The organism is Mesorhizobium sp. M0522 (assembly GCF_040321085.1).
Classification (GTDB): Bacteria; Pseudomonadota; Alphaproteobacteria; order Rhizobiales; family Rhizobiaceae; genus Mesorhizobium.
Genome location: NZ_JAMYQW010000007.1, coordinates 43850 through 57831 on the forward strand (window position 1 = coordinate 43850; position 13982 = coordinate 57831).

General features: G+C 63.0%; 14 protein-coding genes and 1 pseudogene. 3 read left to right on the forward strand and 12 right to left on the reverse strand.

Features of this window, described 5'->3' with window-relative positions:
• Positions 1 to 120 precede the first annotated feature (120 nt).
• Positions 121 to 987, forward strand: coding sequence for an SMP-30/gluconolactonase/LRE family protein (locus NKI58_RS11040; protein WP_352785899.1), 867 nt, complete (start codon positions 121 to 123; stop codon positions 985 to 987).
• A gap of 5 nt (positions 988 to 992) precedes the next feature.
• Here NKI58_RS11040 and NKI58_RS11045 read toward each other — a convergent pair whose 3' ends face one another.
• From NKI58_RS11045 to NKI58_RS11060, 4 genes are all read right to left on the reverse strand, one after another.
• The gene (locus NKI58_RS11045; RefSeq protein ID WP_254820223.1) at positions 993 to 1340 is read right to left on the reverse strand and encodes an antibiotic biosynthesis monooxygenase; all 348 of its coding nucleotides are present in this window, start codon (positions 1338 to 1340) and stop codon (positions 993 to 995) included.
• A gap of 89 nt (positions 1341 to 1429) precedes the next feature.
• Positions 1430 to 3316, reverse strand: a complete 1887-nt coding sequence (locus NKI58_RS11050; RefSeq protein ID WP_352785896.1) for an ABCB family ABC transporter ATP-binding protein/permease — start codon at positions 3314 to 3316, stop codon at positions 1430 to 1432.
• A gap of 20 nt (positions 3317 to 3336) precedes the next feature.
• Complete coding sequence (locus NKI58_RS11055; protein ID WP_352637880.1) at positions 3337 to 3711, reverse strand: ArsR/SmtB family transcription factor; 375 nt, start codon at positions 3709 to 3711, stop codon at positions 3337 to 3339.
• 60 nt (positions 3712 to 3771) lie between these two features.
• Positions 3772 to 5265 carry a LysM peptidoglycan-binding domain-containing protein gene (locus NKI58_RS11060; RefSeq protein WP_352785893.1) on the reverse strand — a complete coding sequence of 498 codons (1494 nt, stop codon included), beginning with the start codon at positions 5263 to 5265 and terminating at the stop codon, positions 3772 to 3774.
• A 114-nt stretch (positions 5266 to 5379) separates the two neighbouring features.
• Here NKI58_RS11060 and NKI58_RS11065 point away from each other — a divergent pair, with 114 nt between their 5' ends.
• Positions 5380 to 5991, forward strand: coding sequence for an LOG family protein (locus NKI58_RS11065; protein ID WP_352785890.1), 612 nt, complete (start codon positions 5380 to 5382; stop codon positions 5989 to 5991).
• Between the two features lie 138 nt (positions 5992 to 6129).
• On the opposite strand, the gene NKI58_RS11070 is transcribed toward NKI58_RS11065, so the two are convergent.
• The gene (locus tag NKI58_RS11070; RefSeq protein ID WP_352853198.1) at positions 6130 to 7005 is read right to left on the reverse strand and encodes a LysR family transcriptional regulator; all 876 of its coding nucleotides are present in this window, start codon (positions 7003 to 7005) and stop codon (positions 6130 to 6132) included.
• A gap of 100 nt (positions 7006 to 7105) precedes the next feature.
• Between NKI58_RS11070 and NKI58_RS11075 the strand changes: the two genes are divergently transcribed.
• Entirely contained in the window at positions 7106 to 7396 is a 291-nt protein-coding gene (locus NKI58_RS11075) for a muconolactone Delta-isomerase family protein (protein ID WP_352448978.1), read from the forward strand.
• A 55-nt stretch (positions 7397 to 7451) separates the two neighbouring features.
• Here the strand turns inward: NKI58_RS11075 and rarD are convergent, their stop codons facing one another.
• The 7 genes and pseudogenes from rarD to cysS all read right to left on the reverse strand — a co-directional run bounded on the left by rarD (position 7452) and on the right by cysS (position 13862).
• Positions 7452 to 8384: an EamA family transporter RarD gene (gene rarD / locus NKI58_RS11080; protein ID WP_352824951.1), complete on the reverse strand. Its 933-nt coding sequence runs from the start codon at positions 8382 to 8384 to the stop codon at positions 7452 to 7454.
• Positions 8385 to 8467: 83 nt separating this feature from the next.
• Positions 8468 to 10090: a citramalate synthase gene (gene cimA, locus NKI58_RS11085; protein WP_352785883.1), complete on the reverse strand. Its 1623-nt coding sequence runs from the start codon at positions 10088 to 10090 to the stop codon at positions 8468 to 8470.
• Positions 10087 to 11043 carry a prolyl aminopeptidase gene (gene pip / locus NKI58_RS11090; RefSeq protein ID WP_352785880.1) on the reverse strand — a complete coding sequence of 319 codons (957 nt, stop codon included), beginning with the start codon at positions 11041 to 11043 and terminating at the stop codon, positions 10087 to 10089. Before pip ends, cimA begins: the two co-directional genes overlap by 4 nt.
• Positions 11040 to 11516, reverse strand: a complete 477-nt coding sequence (locus tag NKI58_RS11095; protein ID WP_352448982.1) for a GFA family protein — start codon at positions 11514 to 11516, stop codon at positions 11040 to 11042. The genes pip and NKI58_RS11095 overlap by 4 nt, the downstream gene beginning before the upstream one ends.
• Positions 11513 to 12004: a GFA family protein gene (locus tag NKI58_RS11100; protein WP_352785876.1), complete on the reverse strand. Its 492-nt coding sequence runs from the start codon at positions 12002 to 12004 to the stop codon at positions 11513 to 11515. Before NKI58_RS11100 ends, NKI58_RS11095 begins: the two co-directional genes overlap by 4 nt.
• Positions 12005 to 12010: 6 nt before the next feature.
• Positions 12011 to 12396: pseudogene (locus NKI58_RS11105) on the reverse strand (VOC family protein).
• The gene (cysS, locus tag NKI58_RS11110; protein ID WP_352826602.1) at positions 12393 to 13862 is read right to left on the reverse strand and encodes a cysteine--tRNA ligase; all 1470 of its coding nucleotides are present in this window, start codon (positions 13860 to 13862) and stop codon (positions 12393 to 12395) included. Before cysS ends, NKI58_RS11105 begins: the two are co-directional and overlap by 4 nt.
• Positions 13863 to 13982: the final 120 nt, after the last annotated feature.

Consider the following 13982-nt stretch of genomic DNA (forward strand, 5'->3'; position numbering starts at 1 on the left):
AACCGGAAATGTTCATTGCGATTGTCGGAACGCAGCACTCTCGCCCGTCCTTGGCAAGACAGCGCCTCTCATCGGCCTTTCGGCCATGACGATTTGCGCAAACCCGGAGGTTCTCGGCCCATGCAGAAATCAGCAGCTAGGCAAGTGCAAGTGGTGATGAACGGCTTGGCCTTCGGCGAGTCACCGCGCTGGCACGATGGCCGGCTGTGGTTCTGCAACTGGGGCACAGGCCAGATCATCGCCGTTGACGCCCTAGGCAACAGCGAGATCGCGCTCACCGTGCCGGCCACCCTGCCCTATTCCATTGACTGGCTGCCGGACGGGCGCCTGCTTGTCGTGTCCGGCCGCGAAGGGCTGATCCTCAGGCAGGAGGCAGACGGGACATTGGTCACCCATGCCGATCTGAGACAACTATCAAAGAGCCCGTGGAACGAGATCGTCGTCGATGGACGCGGCAACATCTACGTCAATGGTGGTGGGCCCGCTCCGGGTCCCGGCCAGCATTTCGGCCCCGGCGCCATCGTGCTGGTCGCGCCTGACGGCTCGGTTCAGCAGGTGGCTGAGAACCTCGCCTTCGCCAATGGCATGGCGGTGACGCCTGACAACAAGACGCTTATCGTTGCCGAGTCCCACGCCAACCGGCTGACCGCCTTCGACATCGCTGCCGATGGTGGCCTTTCCAACCGCAGGATCTGGGCCAATCTCGGCAACGGTTTTCCCGACGGCATCTGCCTCGATGCCGAAGGTGCGGCCTGGTATGCCGACGTTCCGAACCGGCATTGCGTGCGGGTGCGCGAGGGCGGCGCGATGCTCGAAAGTGTCGATGTCGACCGCGGCTGCTTTGCCTGCATGCTCGGCGGCAGCGAGGGAAAAACGCTGTTCATCGTCGCAGCCGAATGGCGCGGCTTCGAACATATGATCAGCGATGCCCGTACCGGCCAAGTGCTCAGCGTCGACGCTACTGCGCCGGGCGCCGGCTGGCCGTAGAGAGCTTACATCCCGGGAATCCGCTGATAGTTGGCAATATCGGCCTTGACGCCAAGTCGCGCAATGGTCTCCTGAGGATTGAAGCCGCTGCGCTCATGCGCAGCCTTGATGATCGGCACGACCTTGTCGACAGCGGCCTGCCCTTCCCATTCGACAATGGTTACGAGGTTGAACTCGCCCGGCCCCGAGAATTGCTCGAGCAGGAAATCCTGGACGAACCCTTGCTGCTGGCGCAGCAATTCATGCGTCATCCGGACCTTGGCAAGAATCTCCTCGCGGGCGTTGGCCGGAACGACAAACTTGTCCACCCGGAATACACTGCCGCCACTAACTGCCTGATTTATCCCATTCATATCGATTGTCTCCGTTTTTGAACGACGCATCTTGCTGCGATCCAAAACGGCCTACGATCTCAACTTAAGTTGAGGTCAAGCACGAATTTTCAGCTCACCTCCGAGGTGCGGCGGCGGACGACGACGCCGAACTCGTCGCTTTCGCGGGCAATGCGCAGCCGCTCCTCGGCCTCGCTTGCCTCGCGCTGGCGGTCCCACATCGATGCATAAAGGCCGCGCTTGGCTATCAAGGCGACATGGGTGCCGCGCTCGGCGATCTGGCCATCCTGCAGGACGATGATCTCGTCGGCCGAAATCACTGTGGACAGCCGATGGGCGATGACGAGGGTGGTGCGGCCCTGGCTGACCAGGTCGAGTGCCGCCTGGATCTCCTGCTCGGTGTGGCTGTCCAGCGCCGAGGTCGCCTCGTCGAGCATCAGGATCGGCGGTGCCTTCAAAATGGTGCGGGCAATCGCCACCCGCTGCTTCTCGCCGCCGGACAGTTTTAATCCGCGCTCGCCGACCATTGAGCGATAGCCGTCGGGCAGCCGCTCGATGAACGGTCCGATCTGGGCCAGTTCTGCCGCCTTGCGCACATCCTCCTCGCTGGCGCCGACGCGGCCGTAGCGGATGTTGTAGGCGATGGTGTCGTTAAACAGCACCGTGTCCTGCGGCACCATGCCGATGGCAGCGCGCAAGCTCTCCTGCGTCACGTCGCGAATGTCATGGCCGTCGATCAGAATCTTGCCGCGCTGGATGTCGTAGAAGCGAAACAAAAGCCGCGAAATGGTCGACTTGCCGGCTCCGGAGGGGCCGACGATGGCCACCGTCTTGCCGGCTGGCACCTCGAAGCTGATGCCCTTCAGGATCTTGCGGTTGGGGTCGTAGGAAAAATGTACGTCGCGGAACTCGACCCTGCCGGCATCGACGACCAGCGGCTTGGCGCCCGGCCGATCGACGATCTCACGCTTGACGTCGAGCAGATCGAACATGTTTTCGATGTCGGTCAGGCCCTGGCGAATTTCGCGGTAGATCATGCCGATGAAATTCAGCGGCACCGAAAGCTGCATGAGCATGGCGTTGACGAAGACGAAATCGCCGACGCTCTGTGTGCCCGCCTTCACCTCGAGCGCCGACATCACCATGACGACGGTCATGCCGATACCGAAGATCACACCTTGGCCGAAGTTCAGCCAGCCAAGCGAGGTCCAGGTCCTGGTCGCCGCCAACTCATAGCGCGCCGTGGACCGGTCGAAGCGCTCGGCCTCCATGGCTTCGTTATTGAAATATTTGACTGTTTCGTAGTTGAGCAGCGAGTCGATCGCCTTCGTGCTGGCTTCATTGTCGCTTTCGTTCATCTCACGGCGGATCGAAATACGCCAATCGCTTGCCCTGACGGTGAACCAGACATAGAGCCAGACCGTGACCGCAATCACCAAGACGTATAGCCAGCCATAGGTGACGGCGAAGATGCCGGCGGTGAGCGCAAATTCGACGATTGTCGGCGCCGTCGCCAGCATGGTGAAGCGGACGATCGTCTCGATGCCCTTGGTGCCGCGCTCGATGACGCGCGACAGTCCGCCGGTGCGCCGTTCGAGGTGGAAGCGCAGCGACAGTTCGTGCATGTGCACGAAGGTGCGGAAGGCGAGCCGGCGCACCGCATGCTGGCCGACCCGTGCAAACAGGGCGTCGCGTAACTGATTGAAGCCGAGCTGCACCAGCCGCACGGCATTGTAGGCGACGACCAGCATGACCGGCGCCAGCAGCAGGGCCGGCAGCGGCGGCGGCGATTTGCCATCGCCGGCCAGTGCGTCGGTCGCCCATTTGAAGAAATAGGGTCCGGCCACCAGGGTCAGCTTGGCGACAACCAGCAGTACGGTTGCCCACACCACGCGCGCCCTCAGGTCGGCGCGGTCGGCCGGCCACATATAGGGCCAGAGATTACGCAACGTTCTGAAGGTCGAGCCGGAATCTGCGGAAACGGTTTTCTCGGCCATTCTTGTTTACCTTTATGATTTTAGCGGCCGGAGCAGCAGGAATCGACCAGCGCGGCCAGCGATGCCGAAACATCGGCGAGCGCGGCGCGGTCGAGCTCATAGCGCGAGCGCTGGCGGTCAGGCTCGAAGCGGATCAGCCCGGCCTCGACCAGGATCTTCAAATGCTGGGAAACGGTGGACTGCGCCAGGTCGAGATGCTCGACGACCTCGCGACAGCAGCAGGAACGGCTTGCGGAAAGGTGTTTGAGAATTTCGATCCGCGCTGGATGCGAAAGGGCCGCGAGCCGGACAGCGACAGCGCGGCTATCCGGCATGCAGTTGGCCGGCGTGCAGTTGGCCGGCGCGCGTTCATCTGCTGCGCGGCTTCGGTCCGTTACGAGCGGGGATTCGGTCATCGTCCATCGGCGATAAACGATGACTGGCCCTGCCGCAAGCTATCCTGATGGGCAGAACGGCTATTCGGTCTTGACTGGCGCCGTCGTCATCTGGTCGCCCATTGCCTTGAGATCGGCGGGCTCGCCTTCCTTCGATTTCTCCGGCACCTTGAACACCTGCCCCGGCCAGATGCGGTTCGGATTGCTGATCTGGTCCTGGTTGGCGAGATAGATGGTCGAGTAGCGCATGCCCTGGCCATAGACCCGCCGCGAAATCCGCCACAGCGTGTCATGGCGGCGGATGATGACTGCGCCATCGGCATGTTCGAGCTTTGGCGCCACGGTCTCGGGAGTTTCGCCCGGAGGCGTTGCGACAGCCATTTCGGCCGGGGCCTCGGTTGTAGGAGCGGGGGCAGTTGCGGGCGTTTCGGCGGCCGTTGCCGGTGCGGCTTCGGTCGCCGGAGCATTCGGCTCGGCTTGTTTTACCCCGGCAGGCTTCTGCTCGGCCGGCGCGACGGCCGCAACCGCCTCACCAGGCTCGCGCTCGAACGGCACAGCCGCACGGGCCACCACCGTCACGCCGTCGGCGTCGAGCGCATCGACGTGGATGGTGTAGGTGCCGACCGGGATGTCGCGTGTCGCTTCGACCAGGAAGTGGCGGTCGGGCGAGGTCTTCGCGTCACCGAGCAGGATATCGTTGGCATAGGCACGCACCTTGCGGCCGGGATCGGCGAGGCCGGCAACGAAAATCTTGTTGCCGTCGATTTCGACAGCTTCGACGACGATCTTCGGCTCCACCGCGGGAGTAGCGGGCGCTGCCGGTGTGGCGGGTGCTGCCGGAGCCGGCGCGGCTTCAACAGCGGCCGGCGCGGCAGGAGCAGGCGCTGCTGGAACATCAGCCGCCGGGGCGGCTGGCGCCGGCGCTGCGGCAGCCGGCAATTCGGTGCCGGTGGCGGGTGGCTGTTCGCCGACAGGCGGCGAGGCGTCAGATTTCGCCTGAGGGGCCGGAACAGTGAGCAGTTCGGACGGCTTGCCCGGCTCCTCGACCATTGCCAGCACTTGGCCGGTGGAATTCTGGGGGATCGAAACGACGGCGGTCTGCGCCGAGGCGGTCACGACATTGCCAGCCGTAGAGCGCAGCGTGATCGTATAGTCGCCGGGCTTCAGCGGATCGTCGAGAATAATGGCAAAGGCGCCGTCCGGGCCGGCGACCGTTGAGCCGAGCACAGCCGAACCGTTAAGAATCTCTACCTTGGCGTTGGGCGCCGAATTGCCGGCGACGACGATCGAGCCGTTGCTTTCGACCCGCACGATGTCGAAGGTCGGCACGATTGCACCTGCTGCGGCCGGCGCGGCGGGCGCTGCGGCATCGGTGGACGCGGCGGGCGCAGGCGGCAGGCGGCCCTCGGTCGCCGGAGCGGCCGGTTTCGAAGCCGGCGGCGTCAGCGCCGCGACCTCCGCAGGCCGGGTAGAATTGAGATACGGGTCGAGCGCGCCCGATACATAGGCGGTTCCCGCCGCGGCGACAGAGCCGCCAGCCGCGAACAAAAACGCCTTCAATGGATTAATTGCCATGTTTCCCTGCCCCTTAGCCACCTAATTTCGGTCTAGCCTGTTTTACCAAAGCCGACAAGAAAAAGCCCGCCCCAGGGCTTGACCATGCCAATAGTCCCTATCACCAATCATAACATGAACACGATTCGATCTGTCTGCGTCTATTGCGGCTCGTCCCCGGGCCGAGATGAAACCTATATCAAGGCCGGACACCTGCTTGGCCGCTCGATCGCCAAGTCCGGCCTGCGTCTGATTTATGGCGGCGGCACTAAAGGGATCATGGGTGCCGTCGCTGAAGGGGCATTAAAGGCCGGTGGCAAGGTAACCGGCATAATTCCACGTTTTCTGATCAACCGGGAGGCGACCGAAACCGCGCTTAACCGGCTCGACGAGCTCGTCATCACCGACAACATGCACCAGCGCAAGCACAGGATGTTTGAGAAATCCGACGCCTTTGTGGCGTTGCCCGGCGGCATCGGCACCGTCGAGGAGATCGTCGAGATCATGACTTGGGCACAGCTCGGCCATCACCGCAAGCCGATCGTCTTCGGCAACGTCGGCGGGTTCTGGGATCCGATGCTGGCGTTGCTCGACCACATGGCAACGGAGGGCTTCATCCACACAGCGCAACGGGCCAAGCCGCTGGTGGTCGAGGATCCGGAAGCAATCGTCGCCGCTATCATGGTGGCGGGATCCTCCGTCGATGCACCGACGGAGGGCGTGCAGTCGGTGATTGATAAGATGTAGAGTGAATGGTGAATGGTGAATGGTGAATGGTGAATGGTGAATGGTGAATGGTGAATGGTGAAGTAGAAGACTTTCCAAACCGGCGCCTGTCTATTCACTATTCACTATTCACTATTCACTCCTTCCCTACTGCCTTCCTCAAGTCTCCGATGACCGCACGCTTGTCCTGACGCCGCCAGGCGAGATGGATCGAGACGGTGCGTTCGAACCACGGCAGATCGCGAAACACGATCTGAGGCGGCGCGGCACTCCGCAGGCTGGCCTGCACCGTCGCCAGCCCAAGCCCGGCGAGCCCAACGACGTCAACGGATCGGTCGTCTCATAGGCTATGTCGGGCAGGAAACCGGCCTTCGCGCAGGCGGCGAGAAATTGGCTGCGGTTGGTGTCGTCAGGCTGGCGCACCACCGTGATCCAGGTACGGCCGTCCAGTTGCTGCGGCAGTATCTCCGCGATTTCTGCCAATGGATCGCCTTCCGGCATCGCCAGAACCAGCGGCTCGCGCATGATGAGCATGGCGACGATGTCGGGATCATCGGCAGAAGGAGGCGTGTAGACAAGGCCCAGATCGAGCGATCGTTCGCGCAGCGCTTCGATCTGGGCGGCGGAACGCTGACCCTTCAGTTGAAGATGAAATTCGGGCCGGTCGCGGCGAAACTGGCGCAGCATCCGAGCGACAAGCCCGGCATGGACCGCACCTTCCACATAACCGATGGCGAGACGGCCGACCGTACCGCTGGCGAGATTGCGGCCGAGCTCCTCGAGCCGTCTTGCATGGGCCAGCAGCGCACGCGCCTCGGCAAGAAAAGCGCGGCCCTCGGCATTGAGATGAACCCGCTGCCTCGCCCTCTCGAACAGTGCGACGCCCAGCTGCTCCTCCAGCTGAATGATCTGACGGCTGAGCGGCGACTGCGAGATGTGCAGCAATTCGGCGGCACGCCCGACGTTGCCGGTTTCGGCCACCGTGATGAAATAGCGGAGCTGGCGCAGGTCGAACATTGTTGCTTCGATGCTCAAGTCCCGTGAGGTCTCAAATTTAGCCTAATCAGTCTTGGACTGTCTGGCCAGCAGAAGCGAATATTTCCGCCATTCCAACGGCCAACATCAGGAGATTCCGATGCAGTTCTTTGCTCTTCTTGCGCGCAACACCGAAAAGTTCACCGACGCCGATTTCGCGCCGCTGCTGCCTGGCGAGGCCGAGCAGCGCCGCACGCTCTATGCCGAAGGCGCCGTGCGTCAGGTGTGGAATCGGGGCGACATTCCCGGCAGCGGCATGATGTTCGAAGCCGGCAGCGATGCGGATGTGCGCCATCATCTTGCAACTCTACCGCTGGTCAAGGCCGGCATGATGGATATTGCCGCCGTCGTGCCGCTGCAGCCATATCCCGGCTTCGGGCCGAAGCGCTGAGCGCTCGTGAAAGACGCGGCTGCCGGCATTAAGACCGGCCAGCCGCCTTTCTTCGTTACGCGGCTCGAGCTGATGCGGAAACGGTCTTGCGCGCCGAAGAAAACATCGACCAAGAGTACATCGCCAGTGCCGCCCAGATCAGCCCGAAGGCTATGGCCTGAACACTGCCGAAGGGTTCGCCGAAAATCAGCACCGCGATCAAAAAGACGATCGTCGGCGCGATATATTGCATGATGCCGATGGTGGAGAGGCGCAGCAGCCTGGCGCCGAACGCAAACAACAGCAGAGGCACGGCGGTGACCGGACCGCAGCCGATCAGCAAGGCGGTGTCGTTCAGCGAGCTGGAGATGAAATGATCCTGTCCTGTGGCGATCAGGAAGATGATGTAGCCGAGTGCCGGCACCGACAGCAGCAGCACTTCAAGCAGGAAGCCCTGGCTCGGGCCGATTGGCAGCGTCTTGCGGAAGAAGCCATAGGCGGCAAAGGAAAAGGCTAGCACCAGCGACACCCAGGGCAGCTTGCCGGCGTCGATGGTCAGCACCGCGACTGCGATTGCCGCCAGCACCACCGCCGCGATCTGCAGGCGGTCGAGCCGCTCGCCGAGCAGCAGCGCGCCGACAACGACGCTGACCAGCGGGTTGATGTAGTAGCCGAGCGCGGTCTCGATGGTGCGGTCGACCGCGATCGCCCAGACATAGATGCCCCAGTTGACCGAGATCAGCGCCGCCGTCAGCACCGCCATCGAAATGATGCGCGGTGAACGAACTGCCGCTTTGAAATCGGCAGTGCGACCGGCCCAGACCAGGACAGCGGCCGCGATCGGCACCGACCAGACGATGCGGTGGGCAATGACTTCGGCTAGCGGCAGATGCGCGACAGCCTTCATGTAGAAGGGCAGCAGCCCCCAAAGCAGGTAGGCGCCGAGCGCCAGAAGGAAGCCGCGACGAGCTTTGGTATCGGCCTCGATTTGAAGTGCTTGGGTAGCCATGGCCCAAGGCTATGCCCCAGCGGCTTGCCCAAAACCATCGCAAATTGCTGATGGATCAATGGAGTCTCGCTGATGGTTCAACGCTATTCCGCCGCCGCCAATCCCGCCATGTCGCGGTTCTTCATCAGCTTGTAGACGATCGAATCCATCAGCGCCTGGAATGAAGCATCGATGATGTTTTCGGAGACGCCGACCGTCCACCAGCGCGCACCGGTGCCGTCATGCGATTCGATCAGCACGCGGGTGATCGCCTCGGTGCCGCCATTGAGGATACGCACCTTGAAGTCGGCCAGCTCGAGATCGGCGATTTCGCTCTGGAATTTGCCGAGATCCTTGCGCAGCGCAATGTCGAGCGCGTTGACCGGGCCATGGCCTTCGGCGACCGACATCTTCTCCTCGCCCTCGACCAGCACTTTCACGATCGCCTCCGAGACCGTCTTCAGCTGGCCGTTGGCGTCGAAGCGGCGCTCGACCATGCAGCGGAACGAAGTGACGCGGAAGAATTCCGGCAGGCCATGCAGCATCTTGCGCGCCAGAAGCTCGAAGCTGGCGTCGGCGCCTTCGTAAGCGTAGCCCTCCGCCTCACGTTCCTTGACTACAGCGATCAGCGCGTCGAGGCGATGGTCATCCCGGGGCATGTCGATGCCGCGCCGCTTCAGCTCGGCGAGGAAATTGGCCTTGCCACCCTGGTCCGAAACCATGACGCGGCGGCGGTTGCCGACGGTCTCTGGCGGCACATGCTCGTAGGTCGCCGGCTCCTTTGCCAGCGCCGAGGCATGGATGCCGGCCTTGGTAGCAAAAGCGGAGGCACCGACATAGGGCGCCTGCGCTTCCGGCGCACGGTTCAGCAACTCGTCGAAGGCGCGGGACAGGCGCGATATACCGGTCAACGCCTCTGCCGAAATGCCGGTTGCAAAGCGGCGGAAAAAGGCCGGCTTCAACGCCAGTGTCGGCACGATCGAGATCAGGTTGGCGTTGCCGCAGCGCTCGCCGATGCCGTTCAGCGTGCCCTGGATCTGGCGCACGCCGGCCTCTACGGCGGCAAGCGAATTCGCCACCGCCTGGCCGGTGTCGTCATGGGCGTGGATGCCGAGATGGTCGCCCGGTATGCCGGCCGCGATCACCTTTTCGACGATGGCGCGCACCTCGGAGGGCTGCGTGCCGCCATTGGTGTCGCACAGCACCACCCAGCGCGCGCCGGCATCGTAGGCCGTCCTAGCGCAGGCCAGCGCATAATCTGGATTGGCCTTGAAGCCGTCGAAGAAATGCTCGCAGTCGACCATCGCCTCCTTGCCGGCAGTGAGCGCCGCCTCGACCGAGGCCTTGATCGCCTCGAGGTTCTCCTCATTGGTGCAGCCGAGCGCGACGCGGACATGGTAGTCCCAACTCTTGGCGACGAAGCAGATGGCGTCCGACTTCGACTGGACCAGCGCGGCAAGCCCAGGATCGTTCGAGATCGACACTCCTGCCCGTTTGGTCATGCCAAAGGCAACGAACTTGGCATCGGCCGTGCGGCGCTCGGCAAAGAAGGCAGTGTCGGTTGGATTGGCGCCGGGGTAGCCGCCCTCGACGTAGTCGATGCCGAACTCGTCGAGCAGCTTGGCGATGGCGATCTTGTCCTCGACGGAGAAGTCGACACCCGGCGTCTGCTGACCATCGCGCAGCGTGGTGTCGAACAGATAAAGGCGCTCGCGAGCCATGGTCATTTCCCCGCAAACATGTCCGTTGCGCGGATCAGCCTGTCGAGGATGCCCGGCTCCGAATAGGCGTGGCCGGCGCCTTCGATCAGATGGAAATCCGCTTTCGGCCACGCCTTGTGCAGCGCCCAGGCGTAACGCGCCGGGCACGGCATGTCGTAGCGGCCGTGAACGATGGTACCCGGGATATCCTTAAGCTTCCATGCATCGCGCAGCAGCTGTCCCTCTTCCAGCCAGCCGGCATGGACGAAATAGTGGTTCTCGATGCGGGCGAAAGCCAGGGCATAATCATTCTGGCCGAAGGGACCGCTGGTTTCCGGTTCCGGCAGCAGCGTGATCGTCTCGCCCTCCCACAGGCTCCAGGCGCGGGCGGCCTCGACCTGCGCCATAGGATCGCTGCCGACCAGCCGTTTGCGGTAGGCGGCCATCATGTCGCCGCGCTCGGCCTCCGGGATCGGCGCCAGAAACCGCTCCCACTTGTCGGGGAACATCTCCGACACGCCGAACTGGTAGTACCATTCGAGTTCGGCGCGGGTCAGCGTGTAGATGCCGCGCACGACCAGTTCGCTGACCCGCTCGGGGTGGGTCTCGGCATAGGCCAGCGCCAGCGTCGAACCCCACGAACCGCCGAACACCAGCCATTTGTCGAAGCCGCACATTTTTCGCAGGCGCTCGATGTCGGCGACCAGGTGCCAGGTGGTGTTGGCTTCAAGCGAGGCATTGGGCGTCGATTTTCCGCAGCCGCGCTGGTCGAACAGGATGACATCGTACAGCGTCGGATCGAACAGCCGCCGGTGCTTTGGCGAAATGGTGCCGCCCGGCCCGCCATGCAGGAAGACAGCCGGCTTGGCCCCTCTGGTGCCGGAGCGCTCCCAATAGACCTGATGGCCATCGCCAACGTCGAGCATGCCGGACTCGAAAGCCTCGATCTCGGGATAGAGGGTACGGAATTCGCTGCTCATAATTTCAGGCCCTGCTGCGGCCAGTTGGCCGTCTCGTGATCGGGATGCTGGAAGGAGATGATGGATTCCTGTCGCGCGTAGAAATCCGGGTCATCATGGATCGGCGCGTCGAAGATCGTCTCGACCCAAGGCAGCCTGGCGGCGTAGTTAACCTGGATCTGCGGCGCCAGATCGGAACGGTCGTCGAAGGCGCCGATGGCGATCTCCAGCGCGCCGGGCTGGCGGTAGGTCAGCGGTGTGCCGCAGCGGGCGCAGAAGCCGCGATCGATGTTGACCGACGACTGAAAGTAACTCGGCTCCTCGCGCACCCATTCGACGCCGTCGCTCGGCACTGTCACCAGCGCGCCGAAAAACGACCCGAACTGTTTCTGGCACATGCGGCAATGACAAATGGACGGGCGGCCGAGCGCGCCGTGGATGCGGAAGCGCACGGCGCCGCACTGGCAGCCGCCGGTACGAACGGTTTCGGTCATGATTTTTCCTCCGGCGGCCATTGTTCGGTGTCGTGGTCGGGATGTTGGTAGGAGACGAGATCGGCGAGATAGGAGGCCGACGAGACGTCGGCCATCGTTTCCTCACCTGGCAATTCGTGGACGTGATCCACGTACGGGAGCTTGGCTTCGACACCCCATTGGATGGTCGGGGCGATCTCCTCGGGGTGGTCGAATGTGGCGATGGCGAGGGCCACCCCGTCGGGCGCTTCGAAGGTCAGCGGCGTGCCGCATTCGGCACAGAAACCGCGCAAAGCCGCGTTGGACGAGCGGAAGCGTTTGGGCTCACCGCGCGTCCAGTCCAGGCTTGCGCCGCGTACCGAGACCAGCGGCAGGTAGAAATTGCCGCTCGCCTTCTGGCACATGCGGCAATGGCAGACGGAAGCATCGCCGAGCGCTCCTTCGACGCGGAAGCGCACCGCGCCGCACTGGCAGCCGCCTGTATAGACCGGTCTGTTGTCGAGGCTCATCGCGCACTACTCCGGGGCATGGCAAACCGCCTCGACATTGTTGCCGTCGGGATCGAAAACAAAAGCGCCATAATAGTTCGGATGGTAGTGCGGGCGCAGGCCCGGCCGGCCATTGTCCTTGCCGCCGGCGGCAATCGCCGCGGCGTGAAAGGCATCGACCTCGGCGCGGCTGCGAGCGGTGAAGGCGACATGCTGATGATCCTTCGGCTTGTCGTTGCCGGCATGCAGCCAAAACACCGGCCGGTCGCGGCCGTAGCCGCCGACCTTGGCGCCGCCGGTATATTCCTGCGGCACCATGTAGAGCAGCGAGGCGCCGAGCGGCGCATCGCCTTGTCGTAAAAAGCCTTCGACGCGTCGAAATCCGAAACGGTGATGCCGAGATGATCGATCATCTTTTTACCTCCCAGGTGGTGATGCGTTCGCCGGTGACGGGGTCCTTGCCGTCCTTCAACTGGATGCCTTGCGTCAGCAACTCGTCGCGGATGCGGTCGGCCTCGGCCCAGTTCTTGGCGGCGATCAGCGCGAGGCGTTTGGCGATCGCCTTGGCAATGGCGTCTTCATCCACCTTGGCTGTTGCGATGTCGAAGCCGAGGAACAGAAGCGATGCCTTCAGTGAAGCGGCAGCATCGTTGTCTTCGGCGGCTGCGTTGCCGCTACCTGCGTTGAAATCAACAGCATCACCAGCCAACTGCGTCAGCAACTGGAATGCGGCGTAGGTGGCAAGGTCATCCGACAGCGCTTCGATCACATTCGCCGGCACCGGCTTTGCCGTCGGCGGCGCCAGATCGGCCGCCCGCTTCCATTTGCGCAGCGTATTCTCCGCCTCTTCCAGCTTGCGCACGGAAAAGTCGATCGGCTCGCGATAGTGCGTCATCAGCATCGCCAGCCTGAGCACCTCGCCCGGCCATTTGCGGCCGCCAAAGGTATCCGTCTCCAGCAATTCGGTGATCGAATAGAAATTGCCCAGGCTCTTGGACATCTTCTGGCCCTCGACCTGCAGGAAACCGTTGTGCATCCAAATCTTGGCCATCGTTTCGGTGCCGTGGGCGCAACGCGATTGCGCGATCTCGTTCTCGTGGTGCGGAAAGATCAGGTCGAGACCACCGCCATGGATATCGAACACCTCGCCGAGATAGGCGGCCGACATCGCCGAGCACTCGATGTGCCAGCCCGGCCGACCCTTGCCCCACGGGCTGTCCCAGCCCGGCTCCTCGGGCGAAGACAATTTCCACAGCACGAAATCCTGCGGGTTCTTCTTGTGCTCATCGACGGCGACGCGGGCGCCGGCCTGCTGCTCATCGAGATTGCGCTTCGACAACTGCCCGTAGTCCGGCATGGAAGCGGTGTCGAACAGGACTTCTCCAGCCGCGACATAGGCATGGCCGCGTTCGATCAAGCGTTGAATCAAGAAGATCATGTCGACCTTGCCGTCGGGCCTGGGCTCGACGAACTCGGTGGCGCGCGGCTCGACCGTCGGTTCCAGGCAACCGAGCGCCGCAACGTCCTTGTGGAACTGACCGGCGGTCTTTTCGGTGACCCGCCTGATCGCTTCGTTCAGCGACAGCTTGCCCGATGCAATTTCGCCGCCGAAATCGCGCAGCGCGCGAGCGTTGATCTTGTCGTCGACGTCCGTAATGTTGCGGACGTAAGTGACATGCGCTTGCCCGTAGAGATGGCGCAGCAAGCGGAACAGCACGTCGAAGACGATCACCGGCCGCGCATTGCCGATATGGGCGAAGTCATAGACCGTCGGACCGCAGACATACATGCGCACGTTGCGCGGATCGATCGGGAAGAAATCCTCCTTGCTCCGCGTTAGCGTGTTGTAGAGGCGCAGGCTCTTCGATGCGTCAGACATACGTGCGTTCCCGGTGCGTTACTTTGGCATGATCTTTTGGGATCGTGCTCTGGATGGAGTCGGTTACGCCGAGGCGCAAATCGGGGTCCAGCCTGCTGGCCGGGGCGTTTGTCCAATCTG

Coding starts and splice junctions, on each gene's coding strand:
- NKI58_RS11040 (WP_352785899.1), top strand. CDS start 121: ATGCAGAAATCAGCAGCTAGGCAAGTGCAAGTGGTGATGAACGGCTTG.
- NKI58_RS11045 (WP_254820223.1), bottom strand. CDS start 1,340: ATGAATGGGATAAATCAGGCAGTTAGTGGCGGCAGTGTATTCCGGGTG.
- NKI58_RS11050 (WP_352785896.1), bottom strand. CDS start 3,316: ATGGCCGAGAAAACCGTTTCCGCAGATTCCGGCTCGACCTTCAGAACG.
- NKI58_RS11055 (WP_352637880.1), bottom strand. CDS start 3,711: ATGACCGAATCCCCGCTCGTAACGGACCGAAGCCGCGCAGCAGATGAA.
- NKI58_RS11060 (WP_352785893.1), bottom strand. CDS start 5,265: ATGGCAATTAATCCATTGAAGGCGTTTTTGTTCGCGGCTGGCGGCTCT.
- NKI58_RS11065 (WP_352785890.1), top strand. CDS start 5,380: ATGAACACGATTCGATCTGTCTGCGTCTATTGCGGCTCGTCCCCGGGC.
- NKI58_RS11075 (WP_352448978.1), top strand. CDS start 7,106: ATGCAGTTCTTTGCTCTTCTTGCGCGCAACACCGAAAAGTTCACCGAC.
- rarD (WP_352824951.1), bottom strand. CDS start 8,384: ATGGCTACCCAAGCACTTCAAATCGAGGCCGATACCAAAGCTCGTCGC.
- cimA (WP_352785883.1), bottom strand. CDS start 10,090: ATGACCATGGCTCGCGAGCGCCTTTATCTGTTCGACACCACGCTGCGC.
- pip (WP_352785880.1), bottom strand. CDS start 11,043: ATGAGCAGCGAATTCCGTACCCTCTATCCCGAGATCGAGGCTTTCGAG.
- NKI58_RS11095 (WP_352448982.1), bottom strand. CDS start 11,516: ATGACCGAAACCGTTCGTACCGGCGGCTGCCAGTGCGGCGCCGTGCGC.
- NKI58_RS11100 (WP_352785876.1), bottom strand. CDS start 12,004: ATGAGCCTCGACAACAGACCGGTCTATACAGGCGGCTGCCAGTGCGGC.
- cysS (WP_352826602.1), bottom strand. CDS start 13,862: ATGTCTGACGCATCGAAGAGCCTGCGCCTCTACAACACGCTAACGCGG.